Origin of the sequence: Microcoleus sp. BR0-C5 (assembly GCF_036705045.1) — a bacterium.
Classification (GTDB): domain Bacteria; phylum Cyanobacteriota; class Cyanobacteriia; order Cyanobacteriales; family Microcoleaceae; genus Microcoleus.
On sequence record NZ_JAUBTR010000011.1, the window covers coordinates 1 to 24,307 of the forward strand.

A 24,307-nucleotide genomic window follows, 5' to 3' on the forward strand; every position below is an offset into this window, starting at 1 on the left:
GCTACTTATCAACGAAACAAAGGCAACTGCATAATTATATTGGTTTGTCAACTGCTTCTACTGGACTGCCTCTCTAGTATTGGGACTGACCTACTTCCGATTCGGTTTGGGATATTGGCCGGGGCTGCGGGTGAACCGGGCGGCGGTTGCAATTATCGGGTCAGCTTTTGTGGTGACTTTGGGGATACTCGACCTGAAAACTGCTTGGGAGGCGATCGACCCCAATACGATCGTTTTTTTTTCTCGGAATGACGATCGTGAATATATTTAATTTGACTGTTTAATAAATATTTATAATACTTAAGTTAAGTAAATCTTATAATGCACAATCGGCCACGAGCTTTAGTCCTATAGTTTATACTTAATCTTGTGCAGCAAATGCTAAGGAGGTAATAAAGAGTGAGTACCCTAAAACCCGCTGCGAAACCCAGACTTAATTCTGCGTTCAAACAACTGATGTCTTTACACTGGGTGATGTCAGCTTGCTATTTAGTGCTGTTTATTAGCGGTACGTCTCTGGCTCGATTGCCGGGAGAATTGTTTATTCGAGGCCCCCTTTTCGATTTTCACAAATCCGTAGGGGTGCTGACCATGGCTTTGCTGACTTGGCGGATTTTAACTCTGCTCCGCGTATGGTGGAAAAAATATACGAAACGCCTACCCAAGTTTACGAAGGAATGGTACAAAAATTTTGCTCTGCACGCAACTTTGTACGTTTTTATGTGGCTAGTTCCGGTTGCGGGTTTCTTACTTTCTAACTCTTACAAAAGTAACAATGTGAAATTTTTCGGAATTGTTTTGCCGGATATGTTTCCGCAGAATTCCGCAATGGTTGAGGTGGGAAGGAGTTTGCATTTTTGGCTGGCGTACACATTTTTAGCCTTCGCGATTTTGCATATTTTAGATCAGAAGAAAGTTGTGAGAGCTAATTGGCGCAGGTTGACAAATTTTGTTAGCACTAAGTTTCCAAAGTCTCAAAAGGTTGGATAAACTTGCGATGGGGTACTATATCTCAATTGGTAATGATAAATTTACTGCAAAACTGGCTATTTTCCACGGTGATATTGTGAAACTTGTCCCATCGTCTGACTTCTGGGGCAAATTTATGGGTTGTTCTAATAAATCGACAGGCTGACTAATCACCAAATTCAAATCGCTCTTTAATTCCAAATTCGCCTCTTCACCGTGACACTCGTAACACCGCAAAATCCACACATTAGAATCGTCTTCCGATTGTTTGAAAGCCATCAGCACTAAATTTTCGGCGGACAAATCCAAAAACTTGCCAACTGTCGGCAGAGTCTTGTTGCCATTTTCCTCTAACTTGGGTAACACCTTTACTAGCAGCGGTAAATTCAACTCGTACCCCTGTCGAACTGTGTCGGCTTCTTGCCAATTTCCAGCATGGGGATAGACTGCACAAGTAAATTCGGAAACTCCTACATCTGCTTGTTCATCCGGCCAAGTTGAACCCCGAAGCAATGTCAGCCGAATTTGATTTGGTTGAAGGTCGCAACCGTATTTGCAATCGTTGAGCAAACTCACTCCAAAACCGTCATTGCTGATATCAGTCCAGCGCAAAATGGGCACTTCCCATTTTGCTTTTTCGGCGGGTGTTTGCGGCTTGGTTGTGCGATCGATCGCACCGCCGGGAATTTCGCAAGTTGCAAAATCTGCTTCTACATTTAACCCAAAGGCTGCTTTTACTAAAATGTGACGTTCTTGCCAATCTGCAACTGTCTTGATTTTCAGCAGTGGCGAACCTATTTCTACTATATAATCTTGGCAAAAGTCCGATTTTCCAATTTGTCTAACTACGCGCAAACTCTGCCGCAATTCCCCCTCCTCTACCCAAGAAATATCTTTGAGTGTCGGCGCGGGTAATTGATGTTTTTCATAATTTGGATCGATGTTCCAAGCATCCCAATATTGACCACTGTCTTGAAATGCTTGCAGTTGATTGCCGCCTGCTGCATTCAGGACTTCTCTGTTATTTACTTTATCCCAAATGCTGGATAAATCCCCGGTTTTTCCGTCTACTGTTGCCCGAATAAATTCATTTTCTAAAACCATTTCTGCGGCTGCAAAATGCGTTTCTTGACAAGGTGTGTTTTTTTGTGCTATACCGTATGTAAGTTTTGATAAATCTGTCTTTTTTTCGGTTTCTGGACTCGCGCACGCATTATCCACAGTTTGAGCGTCTTCGTGACAGAGCCAAAACACCTGGTAGCCAACGGCGGGGATATTATTTGCCCAAAATAACAGTGTAGAGTGCGATTGCGGTCGATCGCCCCTGACAATCTGCGAAGCCAGTCGCCGTCGGGACAAGTCGTAAATTTGCCAAGCTGAACCAGCGGCATCGGGAAGCGGTACAGCGACAACCTCAGAGCGCGACCAATTGAGAGTATTGAAAATCAAAATCGGTTGAGCGTCGGGCCTAGGAGGGGAAGAGAGAGAAATTTGAGCCGAGATGGCATCCAAAGATTTTAGCAGGATTTCGCGACAAGTGCGATCGACCTCGGCAAAGGCTAGATTAGCATCCGCATAAACTTGGGCGATCGCAGAACCGGGCAAAATATCGTGAAACTGGTTAAACAAAATTTGTTTCCAAGCTGATTCTAACTCAGATTTCGGATAAACCGCACCAGTACAAATCGTTGCCAGCGAAGACAGCAACTCCGCTTGGTAGAGCAATTCTTCGCAGCGGCGGTTTTGGCGTTTTTGGTCGGCGCGAGTCGTGTAGCAACCCCGGTGGAATTCTAAATAAAGTTCGTCTTTCCAAACAGGGAGAGTGCGGGGAATAGCTTTGAGTTGTGAGATGGGACGATTTGCATCCGAAATTGCCGACAAGTTTGACAATTCTCGCGCCCGCAAAATCTCCTGATTGTCCGATTTTGCCACATCGCTTTCCTGCGAACTTTCCGCAACTGCCGGTAAAAACTGACTCTCAATCAAAGACAAATAATCAACCGCTTTCGCAAACTCCAACCTTGGGAAAAAAGGCGACATTTTCCAGCGTTTCGCCACCTCCAACATATCACGAGTCGGGCCACCGCCGTGGTCGCCAACCCCAGGCAACCAAAGAGCATCTTGCAAGCTAGTCTTAACTTGCCAGTCAAAAGCATAACTTGCCATTTTCACAGATTCTACGCTTTCACCAATTGGAGAAGACATCATACTAAATATTTTAGTACCGTCCAACCCTTCCCACCAAAACGCACCGTAGGGAAATTCCGTTGTATCATTCCAACGCAACTTTTGCGTCACAAAATAGTCAACTCCGCCTTGCCGCAAAATCTGAGGTAATTGCCACCCAAAACCGAAAGTATCCGGTAGCCAAGCCACCCGCATCAATTCCCCAAATTTTTCTTTTGCGTAACGCTGTCCATAAAAAACTTGCCGCACCATTGATTCAGCAGAAATCAAGTTTAAATCCGGTTCTACCCACATCCCGCCGACAACTTCCCAGCGTCCGACAGCCACCTGTTTTTTAATCGCAGCAAATAAGTCCGGCCGATGTTCTTCCATCCAAGCAAAAAGCGCCGGAGTTGAATGACAGAAAATCAAATCGGGAAACTCCGATTGCAATTTCAATACCGACTCAAAAGTTCGCTGTGCCGCTTGCCAAGTTTCCGGGACAGGCCACAGCCAAGCTAAGTCTAAATGAGCGTGACCCACCAAATAGATTTTACCTGTATATATAGATGTCAGAGCACCAGGTTCTCCTATATATATAGATGTAGCATCGCTATTTTCTCCAACCTGAGAAACTTCCTCTCTTCTTCCTCCCTCTGCGGCCTCTGTGGCCTCTGCGGTTCCCACATCTAAATCCCCAGAAAAAGATGTCAGAGCACCAGGTTCTCCTATATATATAGATGTAGCATCGCTATTTTCTCCAACCTGAGAAACTTCCTCTCTTCTTCCTCCCTCTGCGGCCTCTGTGGCCTCTGCGGTTCCCACATCTAAATCCCCAGAAAAAGATGTCAGAGCACCAGGTTCTCCTATATATATAGATGTAGCATCGCTATTTTCTCCAACCTGAGAAACTTCCTCTCTTCTTCCTCCCTCTGCGGCCTCTGTGGCCTCTGCGGTTCCCTCATCTAAATCCCCAGAAAAAGATGTCAGAGCACCAGGTTCTCCTATATATATAGATGTAGCATCGCTATTTTCTCCAACCTGAGAAACTTCCTCTCTTCTTCCTCCCTCTGCGGCCTCTGTGGCCTCTGCGGTTCCCTCATCTAAATCCCCCAAAAAAGCCCGCAGATATCCCAATAAATTGTGCCGCAAAACCGACAGCGAGCGATCAAACTTTTCGCGATCGCCCACTGCAGACCAATCAATCAAACCAAGCGCCAAATCAATCTCAGATTTCAGCATTTCCCCCTTGACAAACCTGGGCGAATTTGCTATTATTTCGGTGGGGAGGTATTGGGAATTTTCAATTTCTAAATTTTGAGTGAGCGAATTTTGCAAAATCTCTAATTCGGCCGCCACAAAACCCGGATCAAAACAAGAAGAATCAGCAGCTTCGTACAAACAAATCGATCGCACTAAAGCACCGTTATCGTGACCCGGACTTACCAACCGCAAAATTACTAAAAATTCATCTCCGGGATTAGCCGACGAACTCAACAAAACTCGATCGGCAAAATCAAATAAATCTCCCCGTCCGACTAACTCGCCGTTGACAAAAATTTGAGCATCTTCTGCCCACCAAGTCAAGCCCAGCAGCAACCGCAAACCAACCACAGGATAGCCGTGCAAATTGTCAGGAATTACAAATTGCTGGCCCAAATACAAAACTTGCTTCCCAGACGGCCAAGCAATATGTCCTTTCCTGTTAAGTTCGGCAACAGGGCTGTTACAAATATTTACCGAAGAGAAAGCCGAGTCAGCATCGCAGTACCTCCAACCAGACTGAACCTCCACTTGGCTGAGGCGTCGCAACTTTTCGACAGTGGCAGAAATATTGTTGCTAGCAGGTGACACAGAAGCGCTCATTTTTAGCTAAAATCAAACTTGTGTAGGAATCAAAGATCGGATTGAACCGCGAAGACGCGAAGGACGCGAAGAAAAAGGTTTCAGAGGGTTTGAAGCGGAGATTAAGAGCTCGCTTTGATTTTACAGCAATATTTAGCAATTCCCTGAATTCAATAATTAAACTTATGTCCAACGGTTACTACGGCCCATACCAAAGCCGACTATTAAATTTTATATCGAAACAGTCCCGCCAAGTCGCTGACAATTGCGATCGAACTTGGCGTCAAATTAAAGAAGCAACTCTCACCGCCACCCAAATTCTGCTTTATCCAGCTTATTTGCTGGTGCAAAGTTCCCGAATGCTGGGCCGACAGTTGCGGGAATCAAGTCAAAAAATAGATTTACCGGAACTGCAAGAATTTGGCGGTGACGAAAATCCCGATTTGCCACAAAATTGGTATCAGGGGGAAGTTTCCGAGGAAAGTTCGATCGCCGAAATTTTGCACCTCGCCGAAAATTTACTAACCTCGTCGCAAACCGCGAAAACTTTAGCCAGCTTCCCGCTGTTAATTAATCAGGGAAATACTGCTAACAATTTACCTCCGGCAATCAATTTTAGCGGACAAACCGCAAAGCATCAAACCACTTCGGTCTTAGAACACCCGCTGGCTAAAACTAAATTACAACCCCAGCCGAAAGTTGAGGGAATTGCCAGTTTTATCCCAGCCCGCACTTTAGTATTAGTGGGAAAAGAAAATCAGATATTAGATATTTTGACACCCGAACAGCAGGAAATGCTCGAAGGTCGCATAACTTGGGAAGTTGCCAACACCGGCCCCGAACAACGGGAAATTACCCAAAAAGAATTAAAATTTAATCTCGGTTTGGATTCGGCGGCCAAAAAAGCGCAGTTACCGCCGATGCGTCGTTTTTGGGAATTGATGGCATGGCTTCAGACGAGTCCGGTTGCTCTGAAAAGAAATCAGTTTGGAGAATCAACCCTCGCAGTTAAAAAATCGATCGACCGCAATGCCATCCTAGTCCAAAAAGCCCGCGCGCAGATCGAAGCAAAAACCGCACAGCAGTCAATTGCGGCATCAAATTCGATCGACCACAATACCCCAAAACTAGAAACTAATTTTAACAGCAAGTTCGATCGACCCCCTACTCCTCTCTCCTTTGTTACATTACTTGATCGCGCCGCCGTCAACATCGAGGAATTAACCCTGCCGCCAGCCCTAAAAACAACCGCCCCACCAACGGAGACCCCCGGAGTAAAAATTAATACAGCCGGCACAGACGCTAATGTAGATTTGTCCGCCCGTGACATCCTCGAAAAATACGCTCGAAACATCGAACAAATGATTTGGTCGTCAGTAGACCATCTTTTGGGCAAAGAAACAGCCGCCAGTGATAATACGGAAAAATCAGTCGCAATTCAGTATTATTTAAAACAGCGACAAGAACAAGAAAACACACAAAATAGCCCAGAGGTCGATCGACCGTGGCTGAACTGGCAAGACTTATTCGGGGAAGCAGCACCGCAGCATTTAATCGACGGAAGTTCCGAACCAGAGGCAAAAGCTCAAAGCCTAATATCACAAGCTATCCCAAAAGTCAAGCAGAAAATTGCAGAAGTAGGAGAATTGCCCGAAGGTCGATCGACCGCAGTCTCAATCTCCCCTTACCCCGAAGCACTTCACCGCCTGCTGGGGCAGCTAAAACAGAGCTTGCTCACAAAAAGCCCAAAAAGTCAACCCCAAACAGCATCTGATTTATCTGATTTAGCAGTTACTCAAAAAAATAGCTCTGCACTCGCAGCAGAATCAACCCCAGGGCGCGCGCCGGAAACCCAAGTGCCAAAAAACACAAACCCGAACACCCGACAAAACAGCCAATCCCCAGCAGCAATCACCGCGCAAACCCGCAGATACACCGCCCCAACCCCCGCCGCAGCCGAACCCAAAAATCACAGCGCAGGCGTCCAACCCGAGGGCGAATACTTAGAAACAAAAGCAGAATCGATGGGATACATTAAGCACCCGCTAGAACAAGTGCTCGAATGGCTCGATCGAGTTATGCTGCAGCTAGAAAACATCGCCGAGCAACTCTGGAATTGGGCAAAAATCAACTTGCCCAAAATCCTCAAAAGCAAAGATAAAATTGACTAATCTTTAGCTTATGATAAAAAAGTTGCGGCAACAGCAGCAAATCAGCTCAGTATTAGGCCATCTTTGGAGACTCCCACAGTGCTAACCCTCAAAATCGTAGTTAATGTAGTTGTTTTATTTTTTGTTTCCCTGTTCATATTTGGATTTTTGTCCAATGACCCAGCCCGGAACCCCAACCGCAGAGACATGGAATAAACAAGTTATCCCGCCCGCTGGCTGGGGGTTACGCCACCGCAGCCCCCCAGCTAGCCCGCCAACTCGCAAAAATTAATCGAACAAAACTTGACCTCGCACCAGCAGCGAGGTTATCTTGTGGCGAAAGCAAGTTCTCAAATCAGCCATCTTTCGACCCGCCAAAGCCACTGCAAATTTTAGATGTCAGATTAATGTCTAAACAGTTGCCTTTTAGATGCAAAAATTTTCAATAATTTGCACCCTATAAAATCTAAAATCTAAAATCTAAAATCTAAAATCGGATGACTTACCTGTTGTAACTATGCCCTATCCGGTACCGCCGCCAGAACCCCCTGGCATCATCTACATCGCAAAGCCAAAAAAAGTCGCCCTCACTGTCGCGGCCGGCGATGGAGACACCCGCAGCAACCCCGCAGAAATACCGGAACCAAGCCCAGATATCGTTCAGCCAGAACCCACACCAGCCCAAGCAGAACCCGCAGCCACACTCCAGGGCACTACGCCAGCCACCGACCAGCCTCCAGAAATCGCCGACCCCCTAGCGGAAGTCGAAAGTGGCGAGGCAGTGGTGGGATTTCAGGGGCAGCCCCCTGTCGAAGAACCCGAAACTGCGGAAACTCGGAAAGATTCCTCGTTTACAGCTTACCAATTGGGTTCGGTAGAAAATGCCATTGCCATTCGGAATCGGGAACGAACCGCAGAGGCCCAGAGAAAACAGGAGAGAAATCTTGCCGGAAAGCAGGAAAGTTGGTATCAGGCCCAAGGCCGGCAGTTAGAAGATAACTCTCCCCAACCTGCAGAAATTCCCGTTCCCGAACCCGCGCTAGAACCAGCACCCAGCGGGCAACAGGAGTTCGACATTCCCGCACCAGGAACCGCCCCCGCACCCAGAACCCCCCCCGCGCCGAGACCGAAACCTAAACCAGCCGCGCCGGGAGTCCGCACCGCCCCTTCTGGGCGGACGGTGCCTTTTCCGGTCACTCCGGCCGATACTATCGAAGTTAAGGCTGACAGCCAAGAATTCGACGATAAGCAGCAAATTGTCACGGCGGTTGGTAATGTCGTGGTGCGGTTCCGGCAAACAGTGATTGATGCCGATCGGGCGATCGTCAACTTAGTCACCCGCCAAGTGGTAGCATCCGGCAATGTCGCCTATACCCGCGGCCAACAAGTAGTGCGCGGCCAGCGGATGGAGTTCAATCTCGGCCTCAACAGCGGGGCCGTCGAACAAGCAAGGGGCGAAATTTTCCTGCCTGCAGCAGGTAGCGAATTGACCCCCACACTGCCGACGGATATCAGTGCAGGGACAATTCTCGAACAGCCGCTGAGCGATCGAATTACCAGCCAGCAGCCCCTGCGCGGAGTCAAATCCCCCGGCGCTGCTACAGTGACTATCGGCGGCGGCGGACAGCTAGCAGCCCCCCAAGTTACTGGTGCCGTCAACCGCGTCCGCTTTGAAGCAGAACGCATCGAACTCCTGCCAGACGGCGCGAGGGTAGCAACCAACATTCGGCTTACTAACGACCCGTTTTCCCCGCCGGAATTTGAATACAGGGCCCGGAGGGCGACGATTAGAAGGATTTCGCCCACGGCTGAGGAATTGGTCACAACTAAACCCCGCTTGGTGTTCGACAACCGCGTGAAAATACCCGTGTATCCCCGCAGGCAAGTGTTTGACAGCCGGCAGCAAAACGGCCCGTGTTTGACCTTTGGCTACGACGGAGGCGACCGCGGCGGTTTGTATGCCGAGTGCGGTTTTGAGGTGTTGCAAAACGGGCCGGTGCGGCTGACCCTGACACCCCAAATTTACCTGCAGCGGGTTGTGGAAAAGCACGGCGGTAATCCGTTTTCTCCCGATAGCTACGGGCTGAAAGCGAGGTTACGCGCTAGTCTCGGCCCGCGCACCAGCCTGGACGGATCGGCAATATTTCTGAGTTTGGAAGATTTCCCGAATTTGCCGGAAAACAGCTTTCGGGGCAATTTGCGCCTCCGACAGTTGATCGGCACTCACTCTCTGGCTGCAGAATACAGTTATCGCGATCGACTGTTTAACGGTTCTCTGGGCTATCAAACCGTGCAGAGCAGTCTCGGCGCAGTCCTCACTTCCCCAGTCATCCAACTCGGAAGCACGGGCATCAATCTCAGCTACCAAGCTGGGTTTCAATTTATCAATGCTGACACCGATCGAGCCGACTTGCTCGAACCAGTGCGGGAAAACAACCGCGTCGATCTGGGCCGTTCCCAAGTCAGCTTTGCCTTGAGCCGCGGCTTCAACCTGTGGGAGGGCGAACCGCTACCCCGCACTCCCACCCAGGGTTTGAGGTATACGCGGACGCCGGTGGTTCCTTTCTTGCAACTGGCTTTGGGACTCCGAGGAGTTGGTACTTATTACAGCAGTGGCGATCGACAAAATTCGATCGCCCCCAGCGTCGGCATTCAAGGGCAGTTCGGTCATTTCTCCCGCCCTTTCCTCGATTACACTGGGTTTAACGTGACTTATACCCAGGTGGGACGGGACGGTATATCCCCGTTTTTATTCGATCGCTTAGTAGATTTGAGAGTCCTGTCTTTTGGGCTTGTCCAGCAAGTTTACGGAGGCTTTCGAGTTGGATTTCAAAGTGCTATTAATTTAGAAAGCGGGGAAACAATCAGTACGAATTACACTTTAGAATACAGTCGCCGTAGCTACGCAATCATTTTGCGTTTTAATCCTGAGCGTCAAGTCGGCAGCCTGACTTTTAGAATTAGCGACTTCAACTGGAATGGGACTCCCCAACCTTTTTCCGGGGACGCGCGAACTGTAGAAGGAGGAGTGCGTTTATCCGATTAATTCAATTGGCTAATTGGGCATTGGTCATTGGGCATGGGGAATTGGTAATTGGTAATTGGGAATTGGGAACCAACAGAAAACAGTCAACAGAAAACAGAAAACAGAAAACAGAAAACAGTCAACAGTCAACAGAAAACAGTCAACAGTCAACAGTCAACAGAAAACAGTCAACAGAAAACAGTCAACAGTCAACAGTCAACAGTCAACAGTCAACAGTCAACAGACAACACATGACAGAAGTGACCGCAATATCTGCACAAGCAGCGGCTCTGCTGGTTCACTACGGTTTTGACCTAGGTGGCAAAAAAGCCGAGAAATTGGCGGGTGAATGGCTGACCAAGTATCCCGGCTATTGGCTGCGTTTAGCAGTGGTTGAAGCGCTTTATCAAGGCCGCTACAAGGCTGTTTCTGTGGGACAGCTATTGAGTATGTGGCATCGGATAGGTCAACCTCTCTATCATTTCAATCGCGAGTTTGAACGCCTGGTATGCAATAATTTTCCTCAAAATTTAACCGGGGAAAGTGCTGCTCAACTGTCACCGGAAGATATACTTTTATCGAACCAGGAATCGGAAGTAACTGCTGCAGAGTTAGATTTGCATGGGCCCTCAGAGGCGCAACTTGATGTGGCGCTTCATGCAGAAGTCCCAAACACAGAGGCAGAGGAAACAGGAAAATTACCTACAGCGGACGATCGTACAAAAGAAAATACAGAATTTGTAGTATATGAAGATGTGGCTGTTACCGCCCTAGCCGATCGAGCCGAAGCTGAGCACAAATTAGCTGACAAACCTGTAGCCAAATCATTCCCAGTTGTCAAACACACTGATTTTCATACCAAGTTAAAAGCCGTTGCCCGAGAAGGCCGAAGAAAGAAGGGAGAAAGCAGAAATAGACTGTAAACTTGGGGAACTAGATAGTTATTTTTCACTTTTCACTTGGGGCACTTACTCCCATCCGAATTTCCGAACAAAAAGATGCTTGTTCGGTACCGTTAGCTTGCTTAACAACGCTAGTCCGCAGCCGCAGGTTGGGCATGAGATACCACAGCCTTTCTTCGGCATGGAGGGTGTCTGATTCTGTAATCAATGTCAGTACGTCGTCGCCCATCACGTAGCGGCTGTTACCCTTGTCTTGCAACACTTTGCCAACGCTTGGATTGTCGGGATTTGGTACGATCGCTAGTATTGTAGAACCAATTTGTTTAGCTTTGTCGCGATCAGGAATACCGTCCCAACTAATCCGAACGCTGGTTAGCTTAGTTGAAGCCGGGTTAATCGAGTGTTGTTGGCAAAGTTTGACCACTGCTGCATCGCTAGCTGTCAGTATTTCTATTTTGAGGTCGGATTTACCTGCCTGCAATTCCCCAGAATTGAGATTGTGTACGGTACGCTGAGAAAACCATTTACCTGCACTTAACTCGAAAAACTCGATAACATCCATGAAATTTGTCTCTAAAGTCAATACTGCTTTATTTGCGATCGTGACTTGCGCGCTATGGAGTCAGAAACTGGGTTTCTGACTACGTACCTAGCGGTCAAACCAATGATTTTGTCTAGAAACCCGGTTTAAGAGTGCAAGTCCTTTTCTATATTTTAGAGGAAGGGGGCGCACCTGCAAAGCTTTCTGAGAGCTTTGGGTGAAACAGATTGCAGAGGCCGTTGAGGTACGAAACCCAACCAGGGGGACATCTGCCTCGCTGATGCGGCCGACTTGACAGAAAATTAGAGCATCCGCCATCATATTTCGTTATAAAAAGTCTTTTTCGCACTTGAAATAGGATTGCGATACCTGAAAATTTTTAGCTTGAGAGTGTTTATCGATCGACCATCATCGCCCAAATACCAGCTATGTTAAGAAAAGCAACGATATATCTAAGCTTTTGTCGATCGGTAAATTGGGCGTTGCTGAGTTGAATTATATTGACGGCGATTTATTATAAGCGCACTGCTTGAAAATTCTCAAAGCAGACTCCGACTAAAAAACCAGCAATTCTTCCAACCATTACCAAACCGAGGACAGCAAGCCCGTAGCACATAGCATTCAAATATGTCATGCTAAGTCTAAGAGAAAAGATTGTCGATCGGCTTTTCGGTAGGGTGCAGCTAGGGATCGCATACATTTAAAGAACACATCCGTAAATTTATGACCGAGTTTAAACAAGGGCTGGATAAAATGCAGCCCGCAGAACAGACGCACTACCTGGGAATCGTGCCCAGTCAGCTAGCAGCGACTTCAGACTCCGAAAAATTATACAGCTTACTAACAGATTACAATTTTATTAAAGCCAAGCTGTCAGCATCGGGAGTACAGGCCCTAATAGAAGATTACGATTTAGCAACAAATCCCGATATTATTTCAGACCAAAAAGCCGACCAACTCAAATTAATCCAAGAAGCAATTCGGCTGTCAGCCCACATTCTAGCCACAGATAAAAGCCAACTAGCCACCCAACTAATAGCCCGCTTGATGCGCTTTGAAAGTCCAGAAATTCAAGCCCTGCTAGCACAGACACAACAACAAAAAACCCCGTGGCTGCGACCGCTAACGCCCAGCTTTACCCCTCCCGGCGGGAGATTGCTGCGTACCCTCACCGGACATACAGACTGGGTACAAGGTGTAGCAATCACCCCCGACGGCAAGCGGGCAATTTCTGCGTCCTCCGACCACACTCTTAAAATTTGGCACTTAGAAACAGGAGAAGAACTTTCCACCCTCAAAGGTCATCTTACCTACGTCAATGCTGTAGCTGTCAGCCCCGACGGCACTAAAGTAATTTCCGGTTCTTGGGACAATACGATTAAAATTTGGGATTTAGAAACAGGACAAGAAATATTTACCTTTGCAGGCGATACTTTTGCCGTAGAAGCAGTAGCAGTAACTCCCGACGGCAAGCTAGTAATTTCAGGTTCTTGGGATGGCAGTATTAAAGTTTGGGATTTGACAAGCAGGGAAGTAATTTTCAACTTCAAAGGTCACAGCAGTTTTGTCCAGTCGGTAGCAGTAACTCCTGATAGCAAACGGTTGATTTCTGGGTCTGGAGACAACAGCATTAAAGTCTGGAACCTAGAAACCGGAAAAGAACTTTTTACTCTCACAGGTCATGGAGACTGGGTAAAAAGTGTAGCAGTTACTCCCGACGGCGAACAAATAATTTCCGGCAGTTACGACGGAACAGTTCAAGTCTGGAGTTTGTCAGAAAGAAAGCAACTTTTTACTTTAGGAAAACACGGCAGTTTCGTTCAAGCTGTGGCAGTCAGTCCCGACGGCAAACGAGTAATTTCAGCTGCCGGCGACAAAACGCTGAAAGTTTGGAATCTGGAAACAAAAGAAGAACTTTTCATTTTTACCAATCACATCGCCCCAGTGAATGCTGTGGCTGTTACCCCCGACGGCCAGTGGATAGTTTCTGGTTCCTCAGACAAAACTCTCAAAGTTTGGCATTTAGAAACAGGCAAAGAAAATTTATCATTTGCAGGTCACAATGACTGGGTAAATGCTGTAGCAGTGACGGCAGACGGTACGAAAGCGATTTCCGGTTCAGGAGACAACAGCATTAAAGTCTGGAATCTCAAAAACGGACAGGAAATTTTTACTATTTCGGGGCATCAAGATTGGGTAAAAGCGATCGCAATTACACCGGATAGCAAGCGAGTAGTTTCGGGTTCCGGCGACAAAACTGTGAAAGTTTGGAATCTAGAAACTGGAAAGGAAATATTTACTTTCAGTGGTCATACAGACTGGGTAAATTCTGTGGCAGTGACGGCAGACGGAACGATGGCGATTTCCGGTTCTGGAGACAAAACTATTAAAGTTTGGAGTTTAGAAACAGGAGAGGAACTTTTGACTTTTGCAGGTCATGAGGACGGGATAAAAGCTGTGGCAGTTACTCCCGACAGCAAGCGGGTTATTTCGGCTTCCGGCGACCAAACTCTAAAAGTTTGGAGTTTGGGGAAAGAAAAGAATATTTTGGCAAATTTCTGGAATTTAGCCGTCAAACATCTACTTTTCACTCTTAAAGGTCATGAGAGTTTTGTCAATGCTGTGGCAGTTACGGCAGATGGCAAATGGGCGATTTCAGGAGGGCGGGAACACAATTTGAAAGTTTGGGATTTGTCAAGTAGAAAAGAAGTTTTTACTTTGGCAGGTCATGCAGATGCGGTAACATCGGTGGCGACTATGGGAACAAAGGCAATTTCTGTTTCGGACGATAATACTCTCAAAGTTTGGGATTTGTTAAGTCGAGAAGTAATTGCTAGTTTCAGCGGAGATAGTGTTTTGAAAGCTTGCGCTATTGCACCTGATGGGGTGACAATCTTAGTGGCGGAAGCTTCGGGACAGGTGCATTTTTTGAAGTTAGAAGAGGGGAATTAGTCATTAGACTTGAGTTGCACTCAATCACTTTCAATTATTAAATTATCTGCGTCTATCTGTGTTTATCTGCTTAAAATCTGCGGTTAACCCATCAATCAAATATTTATGCAACTCAAGTCTATTTTAGATAGATAAATTAACCGCAGATGTAAGGCAGATAAACACAGATAAACGCAGATAATTTCCTGATTTTTTTGGGATGAATGCAAGAAATCTCTTAAAAAAAATCTCATTCACCCTCAGCGCATCCAAAACATGGCGGACACCACCCGCCCTACAAAACTACTTCCTCAGCAACTTCACCCCGCGAATCGAATAATCCAAAAGCTCAATTGGGTGCATCAAAGTAACTTCCTTTCCCTGCAACTCCAAATGCTTCTTAATTTGCAAAGAACAACCCGGATTAGAAGAAGCAATCAACTCCGCCCCAGTATTCAGCAAATTCTCCACCTTTTGCACTCCCAATTCATCAGCAACCTCCGGCTGAAGCATATTGTAAACCCCCGCACTCCCGCAGCACAAAGCCGCATCCACAGGTTCTTTTAACTTCACCCCCGGAATTTGTTGCAACAACTGACGCGGCTGCAAACTAATCTTTTGGCCGTGCAACAAATGACAAGCATCCTGATACACAATTGTCAAATCTCCGTCAATCAAAGGATTGAGTTTTGCCGTAATTCCTGCACTTGCCAAAAACTCTTGCACGTCCTTAACATTAGCAGCAAATTTCTCAGCTTTATCCCGATATTGCGGGTCATCTGCTAAAATGTGACCGTATTCTTTCAAAGTATGGCCGCACCCAGCAGCGTTGATAATCACAAAATCAACGCCAGTATTTTCAAAGCTATCAATCATTTGTCTCGCCAAGGCTTTAGCCTGTTCCGCTTGGCCTTGGTGTTCCGGCAAAGCAGCACAGCATCCCTGACTTTTAGGAACCACAACCTCGCAACCGTTAGCCGTCAAAACACGCACAGTAGCCTCATTAACGGGCGAAAATAACAGCCGCTGCACGCAGCCTAAAATCACGCCGACTCGATAGCGTTTCTCTCCTTGTGCCGGAATTACCTCTGGTAAATTATCCCGGAAAGAATCGACAGTAACTTTCGGCAAAATTGATTCCATCGCCGCCAAGCGGGGAAAGACTTTTTTCAGCAAACCTGTTTTGCGGACAAGTTTTGGCAGTCCTAATTTTTGATAGATAAACAGGGGTACAAGCAAAGGCCGCAATCTGTGAGGATAAGGGAAGAGATTAAAAATCAGAGTGCGAATTACATTGTCGGAAAAAGTGCGTTCCTGATTTCTAGTAACTTGGTGGCGAGTGGCGGAAATTAACTTGTCGTATTGTACTCCAGAAGGGCAAGTTGTAACGCAGGCCAAACAGCCCAAACAAGTATCAAAATGCTGTGAGGTTGCTTCGTTTAAAGGTGCGTCGCCTTCGTTAATTGCATCCATTAAATAAATGCGGCCTCTGGGGGAATCCATTTCTTTGCCGAGTACGCGATAACTCGGACAAGTTGACAAACAAAAGCCGCAGTGTACGCAAGTATCGATTAATTTCGGATCTGGCGGATTGTTGGCGTCGAAACCTGGGATTTCGAGGGTTTGTAAGTGGGGATTTTGTGCTAGAAAGTTGCTTTCTTTGGCTGGTCTTAAATCGTCGCTGGGAACTGGAGATTTTTCTGAAGTTTGCATATATGGAAGAAGGAAGAAGGAAGTTCGGCAACGGATTCTGTAACGGATGTAACGGATGTCAGGAAGAAGGAAGAAGAAAAAAGGATTTAGTTATCTAGCAAAGAAGTCAGAAGCAATCGATTGCTTATATTTCAGCAATTAAGAAAAGAACTTCCTAACAGTCAGGCGCGGTTGCTATGCTTAGCAAGCCTAAATCCATCAAGCAAACAAAAACTTCTCTTCTTTTCTCTTTCTTCGCGGTCTTCGCGCCTTCGCGGTTCGTTAAAAAACAAATCTGGTTCACAAATGACATAGACCGGGATTCAAGAAAGACCCAACTCCTGACTACAAAGTTTAAACTAAATACCGCTTATAAAACGATGGGGACTCAAAAGATTTTCCGGGTCAAACTGCTGTTTGATCCGGCGCATTAAATCGATCGCACTTCCAGTATAGCCCCAAACATCTAACCGTTGCTTGATATCGATCGGGGCTGCTAAAACAGTCAGAAAACCGCCTTTGGCTTCGCACCCTCTGCGTACCTGCAACAACGTGTCCGCAGTCGCATTCTCAAACCGCAAAACCCCCAAACCGCTGCCTGCATGAATCCAAGCGTCCTGTACCGGCAATTCGTTAATGGCCGTTACAGCTTCCGACGGTCTGATTCCTATTTTGCAAATAATTGCCGACTTTGTGCCAGAATCCCACATTGTTTCTGGCAATCTTTGCCATAACTGATGCTCATCATTTTCGCAGCAGCTAGTGCCTTGCAAACCCAACTTTTCGGCAACTTCCAGCAAGCGGGCTGATTGTTGTTTAACACTTTCTGCGATACTTTGAAATCTGACGATTAATCCCGTGCCCTTTCCTAAGCCTAATTTTGCGACTAATTCAGGTGAAAGCAAATCAACTGCACTTGGTGTCAAAGCAGAGGATAATAAGATTTGAGCCGTTTGGGACAAAGCATTAATTTCCCCTGTCAGCACTACGGTTCCCGATGATTCCGGCAGCGGATAAACTCGGAAAGTTACTTGAGAAATGACGCCCAATGTGCCGTAAGCACCAGTAAACAGTTTCATCAAGTCGTAGCCGGCTACATTTTTAACAACTCGACCCCCGGCTACGGCAATTTTACCGTCCGATCGCACAAAGGTCATTCCCAACAGCAAATCGCGAACCCCGCGATAGCGATGCCGCAAGGAACCCGCATCAGCAGTAGCGACAATGCCGCCCAAAGTTGCCTGTTGCGGATACGCCGGATCGATCGGCAAAAATTGACCTGCTGCGGCTAAAATTTGTTGCAAATCGGCAAACTTCATTCCCGCTTCCGCAGTCACGGTTAAATCGCCCACAGCGTGTTCTACAAGCCGGTTCAGACGCCCGGTGCTCACGGCCACGATCCCCTCTGCCCCAGGGGGGTTGGCGGGGTCTAATTTAACTAAACCCCCCCAATCGAGTTTGCTGCCGCTTCCCGTCGGCAATACCCCCCACCGATTGTTCCGAGCAGCTTCAATCACCGCTGCCAGTTCTTCCTGAGTATTGGGGTAAACGGTACAATCTATTTTCGTGCCCGGGGCAACTGCTTTTTCTAATCGTTCTTGCCAAAATACCTCTGTGTACTGTCGCAGACAGATGCCAGCAGTGCCGACAATACTTTCTAATTCTTGTGTGCTAACGTGATTTTCGGTAGAAAAAGATTTCATGAAGGTTATCAGACGCCCGGTAAAAAAAATCATCAAAACACTGCCTAAAACCATTAAATATTAATACGGGCCCGATATTCAAAACATGAACAAACAAATGTCTCAAAACCGAATTTCTCTGGGAATTACCGGTCTCAACGAAGTGATTGGCGGCGGCCTAATTTCTCAACGCTCTTATCTGGTGCGCGGCGGCCCGGGTACTGGCAAGACTACACTGGGTTTTCACTTTTTGGCAGCAGGTGTGGCTTTGGGAGAAACGCCCCTGTTTATTACTTTAGGAGAGCCGGAAGCGCAATTGCGCGCCAATGCCAAAACTCTCGGTTTTGATATTGAAGCGATGGCGTTCCTCGATTTGAGCCCATCCTCAGAATTTTTTACAGAAGTTCAGACTTATGACATTTTCTCGCCCTCGGAGGTGGAGCGAGAACCGACTACACAAAAGATTATCGAACGAGTCCAAGCTGTCAAGCCACAACGGGTGTTTTTGGACGCAATCACTCAATTTCGCTACTTAGCTGCGGATGAGTTTCAGTTTCGCAAGCAAGTTTTGTCTTTTCTGCGGTTTTTGGTGGAAGGGGGGGCGACGGTGGTGTTCACCTCCGAAGGCACTTCAAGTTCTCCCGATGACGATTTGCAATTCATCAGCGACGGAGTAATTTACTTGGAACTGCGGCCTGAAGGACGCGCCCTGTCTGTCACCAAGCTGCGAGGGTCCAACTTCCGCAGCGGCCGCCATTCGCTGCGCCTGACTCAGGCTGGTATGGAGGTATTTCCGCGACTGCTGCCGGACAACTTTCAACAGGATTTTGTTGCGGAAGCAATTTCTTCTGGGGTTCCAGAAATGGACGAACTGCTGCACGGGGGACTGGAACGGGGGACTGTCACGGTGATTAGCGGGCCTAGCGGCGTTGGTAAAACTACGGTGGGGATTCAGTTTATGAAGGAAGCTGCAGGAAGGGGGGAGCGATCGGTAGTTTACATTTTTGAGGAGTCAAGTTCTACTCTGCTGCGCCGCTGCGAATCAGTTAACATCCCGGTTGGGGCGATGATTGGGCAAGGAAGTCTTTCGGTGATACCCGTGGAACCTTTGCTATACTCGCCGGATCAGTTTGCCTGTATGGTACGCCAGGAGGTGGAGCAGGAAAAGACCCGGATTGTGATGCTTGACAGTATTTCTGGCTATCAGCTTTCGATGCAGGGGCAAGATTTGGTGAACAATTTGCACGCTTTGTGTAAGTATCTAAAGAATATGGGAGTCACCGTTATCTTGATTAATGAGGTAGAAGCCATTAGCGGAGATTTTCGGCTGACCGAGATCGGGATTAGCTATTTGGCGGATAATCTTCTGTTTATACGTTATCTGGAACGCCAATTGCATAATAGGACTGAAATCCGCAAGGCGATCGGAGTAATTAAAAAACGAGTCAGCAATTTCGAGAGAACTCTGCGAGAACTTGATATTACTCGCTACGGCATCAAAGTCAGCAAACCGATACGGGGGCTGCGCGGCATTTTGAGTTCGGCGCCGGTGTGGATTGAGGCCCAACCCGATGAAGATTGAATGGCGGTTTGTCGTGCTGTTTTTGGGCAATTGCAGCTAATGAAGGCAGTCGTGAATCTACCGAAAATTCTGGGGTCAGAGCCTCGCCCTTCTAGGGCGACTTTATCAAACGGCAACACGAAAGATAGACAACAATATATAATGTAGTTAGGGGGTGATAAAAGTGTTTAACCTGACTTACGAATTTAAACTGAAACCAACACAAAGCCAGTCAGCATTATTTGAAGAATGGTTAGAAACTCATAGGCGAGTTTATAACTATGCTTTAGCGGAACGGAAAGATTGGTATAAGTCTCGTAGTTGTCAGGTTAATGCTTGTTCACTTAAATATGAATACATCATTCCTGCTGATGCACCACGTCCAACATTTGCTAGCCAGTGCAAGTCTTTAACTGCTGTACGTAAAGACAATGAGTATTTAAAACGTGTTAATGCTCAGTCCTTGCAGCAAACACTTAAACGGCTTGAGAAGGCTTTTGTGTCCATGTGGGAACAGAATCATGGATTTCCAAGGTTTAAAAATCCTGGGCATATGAGGTCTTTCTCTTTCCCACAGTTAGGACAAAACCCGTTATCTAATGGCGTGGTGAAATTACCTGTTATTGGCGCAGTTAAAGTGCGCCAGTCGCGGGATATTCCTGATGGTGGAATAATTAAACAGGCGCGTGTAGTTAAGCGTGTTTCTGGATGGTATGTTATGCTCACAATTCAGTGGTATGTAGATATACCAATGGTTATGCCACACGGGGGCGCAGTAGGGATAGATGTAGGATTAACAAGTTTTGTCGCAACTTCTAATGGACTTTTGATTAAGCGTCCGAGGTTTTTTATAGATGCCAAACGCAAGCTTAAATTGCTGCAACAGCGCGTCAGCAGAAAACGATTAGGCTCGAACAATTGGAAGAAAGCCCAAAGGAAAGTTGCTCTGTTACATGAGTACGTCGCTAACTGTCGTAAAGACTGGCATCGGAACCTATCTCATCAACTTTGTGACAATGTGGGGATGATTTTTGTTGAGGACTTAAACCTCGTTGGGTTATCTAGAGGAATGCTAGGTAAGCATTGTTTAGATGCTGGATTTGGTCAGTTCTTCAACATCCTCAATCAAACTTGTTTCAAGCGCGATGTCTATTTCCAAAAAGTAGATAGCCGTAAGACAAGCCAAATTTGTCCCAGTTGTGGTGTTGTGACAGGTAAGAAAGAGCTTTCAGAACGTACTCATGTTTGTTCAGATTGTGGCTATACAACTGATAGGGATGTAGCAGCCGCACAAGTAGTTCTTATCAGAGGACTTGCAGCCGTAGGGCATACGGTCAAGATGCTTGCCTGCAAGTAAATTCGTTGGAATCCCTGTGACGCAAGAATCCTCATGCCTTTAGGCTGAGGAGTGTCAATAATCAGTAGGGTGCGCGGTGCGCGCACCTCACCACTAGCATTAGTGCGCGCACCGCGCACCTCACCACTAGCCTAAGTCCTGGACAACTTAAATATATTGGTAAAATTGTGTATTTTTAGGCTTTTATAGCAGTTTTCAATTCTAGGAAATACAGTAGAGGCACTGGGCACTCTTGCCGTGTCCTGTACCCCGTGCCTCTGTACTTCACTCAACTGAAAACCGATGTAATGGCTCGCCAAAACGTAAGCTAATACCAGATAAAAAAAAGAATCCCACTTTAGGCAACCTCCCAACCCATATAGCAATCCTCGCATCAGTTTCAATAACTTCCAGGCTCTGTCTGGGAATCAATATCACTCTTGCTCTGCCTCGCGCGAACATCGAGGCAGAGCCTCCGGATCTGCGTTACCAGGCAGAGCCTGGTAACGAGTAGAATCATTTAGGATTGCTATATATAGCAATTCTTGCAGGAGTCGTAAATTTTTTAGCCCACCCCAACCCTCCCCGAACTCGCGGTTCGGGAGTAAGAAATTCACAAATGATTTAGGAGCGCTATATGATCGGTCACTCCCCATTCTAAAATCTAAAATCTAAAATCTAAAATCTAAAATTCTATAACCCGTCTTCAGAGGAAGCTGATAAATGACTGGAAACTCAATAATTTTAGCCGTAGACCGCAATCAGCGAAACTTGGAACTATTAGCACAATTTCTTAACAAAGAAGGATACCAGATGATCGCGGCTTATAGCTTTGAAGATGTTGCACAAGCTATCAGTCAGCCTGCTAAAATCGGTATGGCTTTAGTAGATATTTCTGGTTTCGACCGCCGGATTTGGGAATGCTGCGAAAAACTGCGAAATCACCAAATCCCTTTTCTGATACTCTCGCCCAAACAAAGCGCTGCTATTCAGCACGAAAGCCTCTGCCACGGGGCTCGGAATATGTTGGTAAAACCTTTAATCGTTAGAGATTTGCTGGGAATTGTGCACAGCTTGCTAGGAGAACCTGCGTGAGTCAAATTTTATTGCTTGTCGAACAGAAAGAAAATCGCCGCCTGTTATTAGAATGGCTAGCAGTTTACTATGAGGTATTGCTGCCAAACTCAACAGAAAATAGTGATGATTTTTTACCATTTAATCAATCTTTTGACCTGGCTATAATTGATGGTCTTGCCCTGAAACGCCACTGGCAATGGGTAGCAGCCCAAAAACAGGCAGAACACCCGGTATGCTTGCCTTTTCTTTTGATTACATCCCGCTCGGATGTAGGGATGGCAACGCAATTTATTTGGCAAAGTATTGACGATTTGATTATCGCTCCGATCGAGAAGATAGAATTGCAAGCGCGGGTGGAGATTTTGCTGCGATCGCGCCAGTTGTCTTTAACTCTCAAATTGTCTCACGACCAACTCGATCGCACTCTGCAAACAGCCCAGGAACTCAACGAGATGAAAACATCTTTGCTGTACATGATTGCCCACGACGTTCGCAATCCTTTGAATTTCATCATCGGCACTACACAACTTCTTAGCAAGTACAAGTTAACATTAACAGAGGAGAAAACACAAGAACTTCTAGACAAAACTCAAGCAGCCGCAAAAGGCATAGATTTGTTATTAGATGATGTTCTGCTGCTGGGGCGTGTTGAGTCAGGAAAAACCGGGTTTTCCTTGCTACCGATAGACTTAGCAAAGTTTTGTAATGAGTTGGTAGCGGAATTTCATAGCAGTCTGAAGTTGAAACCTGAAAATGATCGGGTGACGCTGATTTTTGTCAATCACCATCAATCCGCAATGGCGTGTTTGGAGGTCAGCTTGCTCCGGCGAATTCTGGGCAATTTGCTGTCCAATGCTATTAAGTATTCTCCCCCAAATAGCGAAGTAATCTTTGAATTAAAACTTACTGAAAGCGAGGCTATTTTTTCTGTACAGGATGCAGGAATTGGCATACCTGTCGCCGACCAACAACGGTTATTTGATTCATTTTACCGGGCTAAAAATGTCGGTAGAATTCCCGGTACTGGACTGGGGCTGAGCATTGTTAAAAAATGCGTGGACTTGCAGGGTGGCGAAATTACTTTGACCAGTGAAGAAGGCGTCGGCAGTACATTTACAGTAACGCTGCCGATCGCAAAACCTGAAAAAAAGCAAATCTCGCCTGCAACACCTTAAACTAGATGCAGGAATTATATTAGGATTTAAAGACGGGATTTTTGGCAGGGATGATAAATCGCTGGTTTCTCATTTTTATGGCATCGCTGCACTTGTTGATGGTTGGTTTGTTGGCAATTACGCCGGACATTTATCAGGCTCGATCGCACCCTTGGTGGAAAATTTCCACTGTTTTAAACTGCATCGCCCTGTTGCTATTTCTCGGTCAAATAGTTACGGGTTATCGCGATTTGTTGGAAATTTCTTTGATATAGTTTCCGGTAGCATCGGAATAATATATTTGGATAATGTCAGTGCGAGCGTCCCCGCTCGCGAGCCACGCCGCGAGCGGGGACGCTCGCACACTCATAATTCCGATGCTACCGGATTTGTATATCAGTGCGATTGTCCAAATAAAACTTGTCCGAAACTAGCGCAAAAAATACAGTAAACTCAGCTATTCCCTGTTGCTTATTGCTTTTTTGTTTTGACTAATTCAAAGTTCTAAAGGAGCAAGAGCGTTCAATAAGTATTCTAGGATAAATCGCAGCAAAGATTGAGTTGCTAATATTAAACCTAATCGAGCTTGGGCGAGTTTTGGCTGTTCTATTTTAACTTCTCCCCAAATTCGACACTGGCTGTAAAAAATCTGAAATGCTTCGCTCAAACTATTGGCTAATTTGAAATAATTTACAGGTTGTTCGCGGTTTTTCAAGTCAAAAGTAGGATATAAATTGTCTAGCACTGTTAACAGTTGGGATATTAAACGGCGTTCTGCTGGATGCACTAACCGCAGTCGATCGCCCTCGTCAATCCAAGGGATAGGATTTGGACTCGCCAGCGACCAAATTTCCGGCGCTGTAGCGACATCGGGCTGCGCGATCGCAATTATCCGATCGCGGTGGGCCATTCGCAGCAGGGAACAGCAGCGCGCGTGGCTGTACTGAATGGGAAACAGTCGATCGGCTGACACAACAGAAGATAATATTTTAGATTCTGGAACTGGGAGGTTCGTTTGAGCTAAACGTTGCAACCAGACGGCTAAACCTACATCAGTCAACTCCATCTCGATAATTCCAGCCGGCGCGACTTTAACCACGAAATCTGGGTAGCACAGCGGTTCGAGTGTTTCTGCCAACTGTGCCGCGATTGTCTGCGGTGTCTGCTGCCAAGTTTTAGCCAATTTCAGGGCGATCGCAGACACGTACAGCACCCGCGCGCTATCTTTACTCCGATTTAACGGAAATATTGCACCATTCTCAATTACTTGTTTAGG

17 protein-coding genes are annotated in these 24,307 nt (G+C 46.5%); 12 read left to right on the top strand and 5 right to left on the bottom strand.

All coding sequences use genetic code 11. The annotated features are described in order from the left end of the window. Positions 1 to 79 precede the first annotated feature (79 nt). Both QUB08_RS07415 and QUB08_RS07420 read left to right on the top strand, forming a co-directional pair. Positions 80 to 271: a hypothetical protein gene (locus QUB08_RS07415; RefSeq protein ID WP_333224144.1), complete on the top strand. Its 192-nt coding sequence runs from the start codon at positions 80 to 82 to the stop codon at positions 269 to 271. A gap of 185 nt (positions 272 to 456) precedes the next feature. Then, positions 457 to 990, top strand: coding sequence for a cytochrome b (locus QUB08_RS07420; RefSeq protein ID WP_333224145.1), 534 nt, complete (start codon positions 457 to 459; stop codon positions 988 to 990). Between the two features lie 15 nt (positions 991 to 1,005). On the opposite strand, the gene QUB08_RS07425 is transcribed toward QUB08_RS07420, so the two are convergent. After that, the gene (locus QUB08_RS07425; RefSeq protein ID WP_333224146.1) at positions 1,006 to 5,001 is read right to left on the bottom strand and encodes an alpha-mannosidase; all 3,996 of its coding nucleotides are present in this window, start codon (positions 4,999 to 5,001) and stop codon (positions 1,006 to 1,008) included. A gap of 41 nt (positions 5,002 to 5,042) precedes the next feature. On the opposite strand from QUB08_RS07425, the gene QUB08_RS07430 reads away from it, so the two are divergent. The 4 genes from QUB08_RS07430 to QUB08_RS07445 all read left to right on the top strand — a co-directional run bounded on the left by QUB08_RS07430 (position 5,043) and on the right by QUB08_RS07445 (position 11,078). Next, positions 5,043 to 7,151, top strand: coding sequence for a hypothetical protein (locus tag QUB08_RS07430; RefSeq protein ID WP_333224147.1), 2,109 nt, complete (start codon positions 5,043 to 5,045; stop codon positions 7,149 to 7,151). Positions 7,152 to 7,229: 78 nt separating this feature from the next. Continuing rightward, a complete protein-coding gene (locus tag QUB08_RS07435; RefSeq protein ID WP_039887172.1) occupies positions 7,230 to 7,346 on the top strand; it encodes a photosystem II reaction center protein I in 117 nt (38 codons plus the stop codon). Between the two features lie 301 nt (positions 7,347 to 7,647). Next, positions 7,648 to 10,176 (top strand): DUF3769 domain-containing protein, encoded by a 2,529-nt coding sequence (locus tag QUB08_RS07440; RefSeq protein ID WP_333224148.1) that lies wholly within the window; start codon positions 7,648 to 7,650, stop codon positions 10,174 to 10,176. A gap of 5 nt (positions 10,177 to 10,181) precedes the next feature. Then, positions 10,182 to 11,078, top strand: coding sequence for a hypothetical protein (locus QUB08_RS07445; RefSeq protein ID WP_333224149.1), 897 nt, complete (start codon positions 10,182 to 10,184; stop codon positions 11,076 to 11,078). A gap of 25 nt (positions 11,079 to 11,103) precedes the next feature. On the opposite strand, the gene QUB08_RS07450 is transcribed toward QUB08_RS07445, so the two are convergent. Further along, entirely contained in the window at positions 11,104 to 11,619 is a 516-nt protein-coding gene (locus QUB08_RS07450) for a phycobiliprotein lyase (RefSeq protein WP_333224150.1), read from the bottom strand. Positions 11,620 to 12,321: 702 nt separating this feature from the next. Here QUB08_RS07450 and QUB08_RS07455 point away from each other — a divergent pair. Next, the gene (locus QUB08_RS07455; protein WP_333224151.1) at positions 12,322 to 14,550 is read left to right on the top strand and encodes a hypothetical protein; all 2,229 of its coding nucleotides are present in this window, start codon (positions 12,322 to 12,324) and stop codon (positions 14,548 to 14,550) included. 282 nt (positions 14,551 to 14,832) lie between these two features. Here the strand turns inward: QUB08_RS07455 and QUB08_RS07460 are convergent, their stop codons facing one another. Continuing rightward, on the bottom strand, positions 14,833 to 16,242 hold the full coding sequence (locus tag QUB08_RS07460; protein ID WP_333224152.1) for a heterodisulfide reductase-related iron-sulfur binding cluster: 1,410 nt from the start codon (positions 16,240 to 16,242) through the stop codon (positions 14,833 to 14,835). Between the two features lie 338 nt (positions 16,243 to 16,580). Then, complete coding sequence (locus QUB08_RS07465; RefSeq protein WP_333224153.1) at positions 16,581 to 17,924, bottom strand: FAD-binding oxidoreductase; 1,344 nt, start codon at positions 17,922 to 17,924, stop codon at positions 16,581 to 16,583. 97 nt (positions 17,925 to 18,021) lie between these two features. Here QUB08_RS07465 and QUB08_RS07470 point away from each other — a divergent pair, with 97 nt between their 5' ends. From QUB08_RS07470 to QUB08_RS07490, 5 genes are all read left to right on the top strand, one after another. After that, positions 18,022 to 19,485: an ATPase domain-containing protein gene (locus QUB08_RS07470; protein WP_333224154.1), complete on the top strand. Its 1,464-nt coding sequence runs from the start codon at positions 18,022 to 18,024 to the stop codon at positions 19,483 to 19,485. Between the two features lie 163 nt (positions 19,486 to 19,648). Then, positions 19,649 to 20,821 carry a transposase gene (locus QUB08_RS07475; protein WP_333224155.1) on the top strand — a complete coding sequence of 391 codons (1,173 nt, stop codon included), beginning with the start codon at positions 19,649 to 19,651 and terminating at the stop codon, positions 20,819 to 20,821. A 702-nt stretch (positions 20,822 to 21,523) separates the two neighbouring features. Beyond that, entirely contained in the window at positions 21,524 to 21,895 is a 372-nt protein-coding gene (locus QUB08_RS07480; RefSeq protein ID WP_333224156.1) for a response regulator, read from the top strand. After that, positions 21,892 to 23,052 (top strand): ATP-binding protein, encoded by a 1,161-nt coding sequence (locus tag QUB08_RS07485; protein WP_333224157.1) that lies wholly within the window; start codon positions 21,892 to 21,894, stop codon positions 23,050 to 23,052. The genes QUB08_RS07480 and QUB08_RS07485 overlap by 4 nt, the downstream gene beginning before the upstream one ends. Before the next feature lie 50 nt (positions 23,053 to 23,102). Further along, positions 23,103 to 23,306 (top strand): DUF4079 family protein, encoded by a 204-nt coding sequence (locus QUB08_RS07490; protein ID WP_333224158.1) that lies wholly within the window; start codon positions 23,103 to 23,105, stop codon positions 23,304 to 23,306. A gap of 221 nt (positions 23,307 to 23,527) precedes the next feature. On the opposite strand, the gene QUB08_RS07495 is transcribed toward QUB08_RS07490, so the two are convergent. Beyond that, positions 23,528 to 24,307, bottom strand: a 780-nt coding sequence (locus QUB08_RS07495; protein ID WP_333224159.1) for a DALR anticodon-binding domain-containing protein, incomplete at its 5' end; no start/stop codon positions are given.

Coding starts and splice junctions, on each gene's coding strand:
- QUB08_RS07420 (WP_333224145.1), top strand. CDS start 457: ATGTCTTTACACTGGGTGATGTCAGCTTGCTATTTAGTGCTGTTTATT.
- QUB08_RS07425 (WP_333224146.1), bottom strand. CDS start 5,001: ATGAGCGCTTCTGTGTCACCTGCTAGCAACAATATTTCTGCCACTGTC.
- QUB08_RS07440 (WP_333224148.1), top strand. CDS start 7,648: ATGCCCTATCCGGTACCGCCGCCAGAACCCCCTGGCATCATCTACATC.
- QUB08_RS07450 (WP_333224150.1), bottom strand. CDS start 11,619: ATGGATGTTATCGAGTTTTTCGAGTTAAGTGCAGGTAAATGGTTTTCT.
- QUB08_RS07455 (WP_333224151.1), top strand. CDS start 12,322: ATGACCGAGTTTAAACAAGGGCTGGATAAAATGCAGCCCGCAGAACAG.
- QUB08_RS07460 (WP_333224152.1), bottom strand. CDS start 16,242: ATGCAAACTTCAGAAAAATCTCCAGTTCCCAGCGACGATTTAAGACCA.
- QUB08_RS07465 (WP_333224153.1), bottom strand. CDS start 17,924: ATGAAATCTTTTTCTACCGAAAATCACGTTAGCACACAAGAATTAGAA.
- QUB08_RS07470 (WP_333224154.1), top strand. CDS start 18,022: ATGTCTCAAAACCGAATTTCTCTGGGAATTACCGGTCTCAACGAAGTG.
- QUB08_RS07480 (WP_333224156.1), top strand. CDS start 21,524: ATGACTGGAAACTCAATAATTTTAGCCGTAGACCGCAATCAGCGAAAC.
- QUB08_RS07490 (WP_333224158.1), top strand. CDS start 23,103: ATGATAAATCGCTGGTTTCTCATTTTTATGGCATCGCTGCACTTGTTG.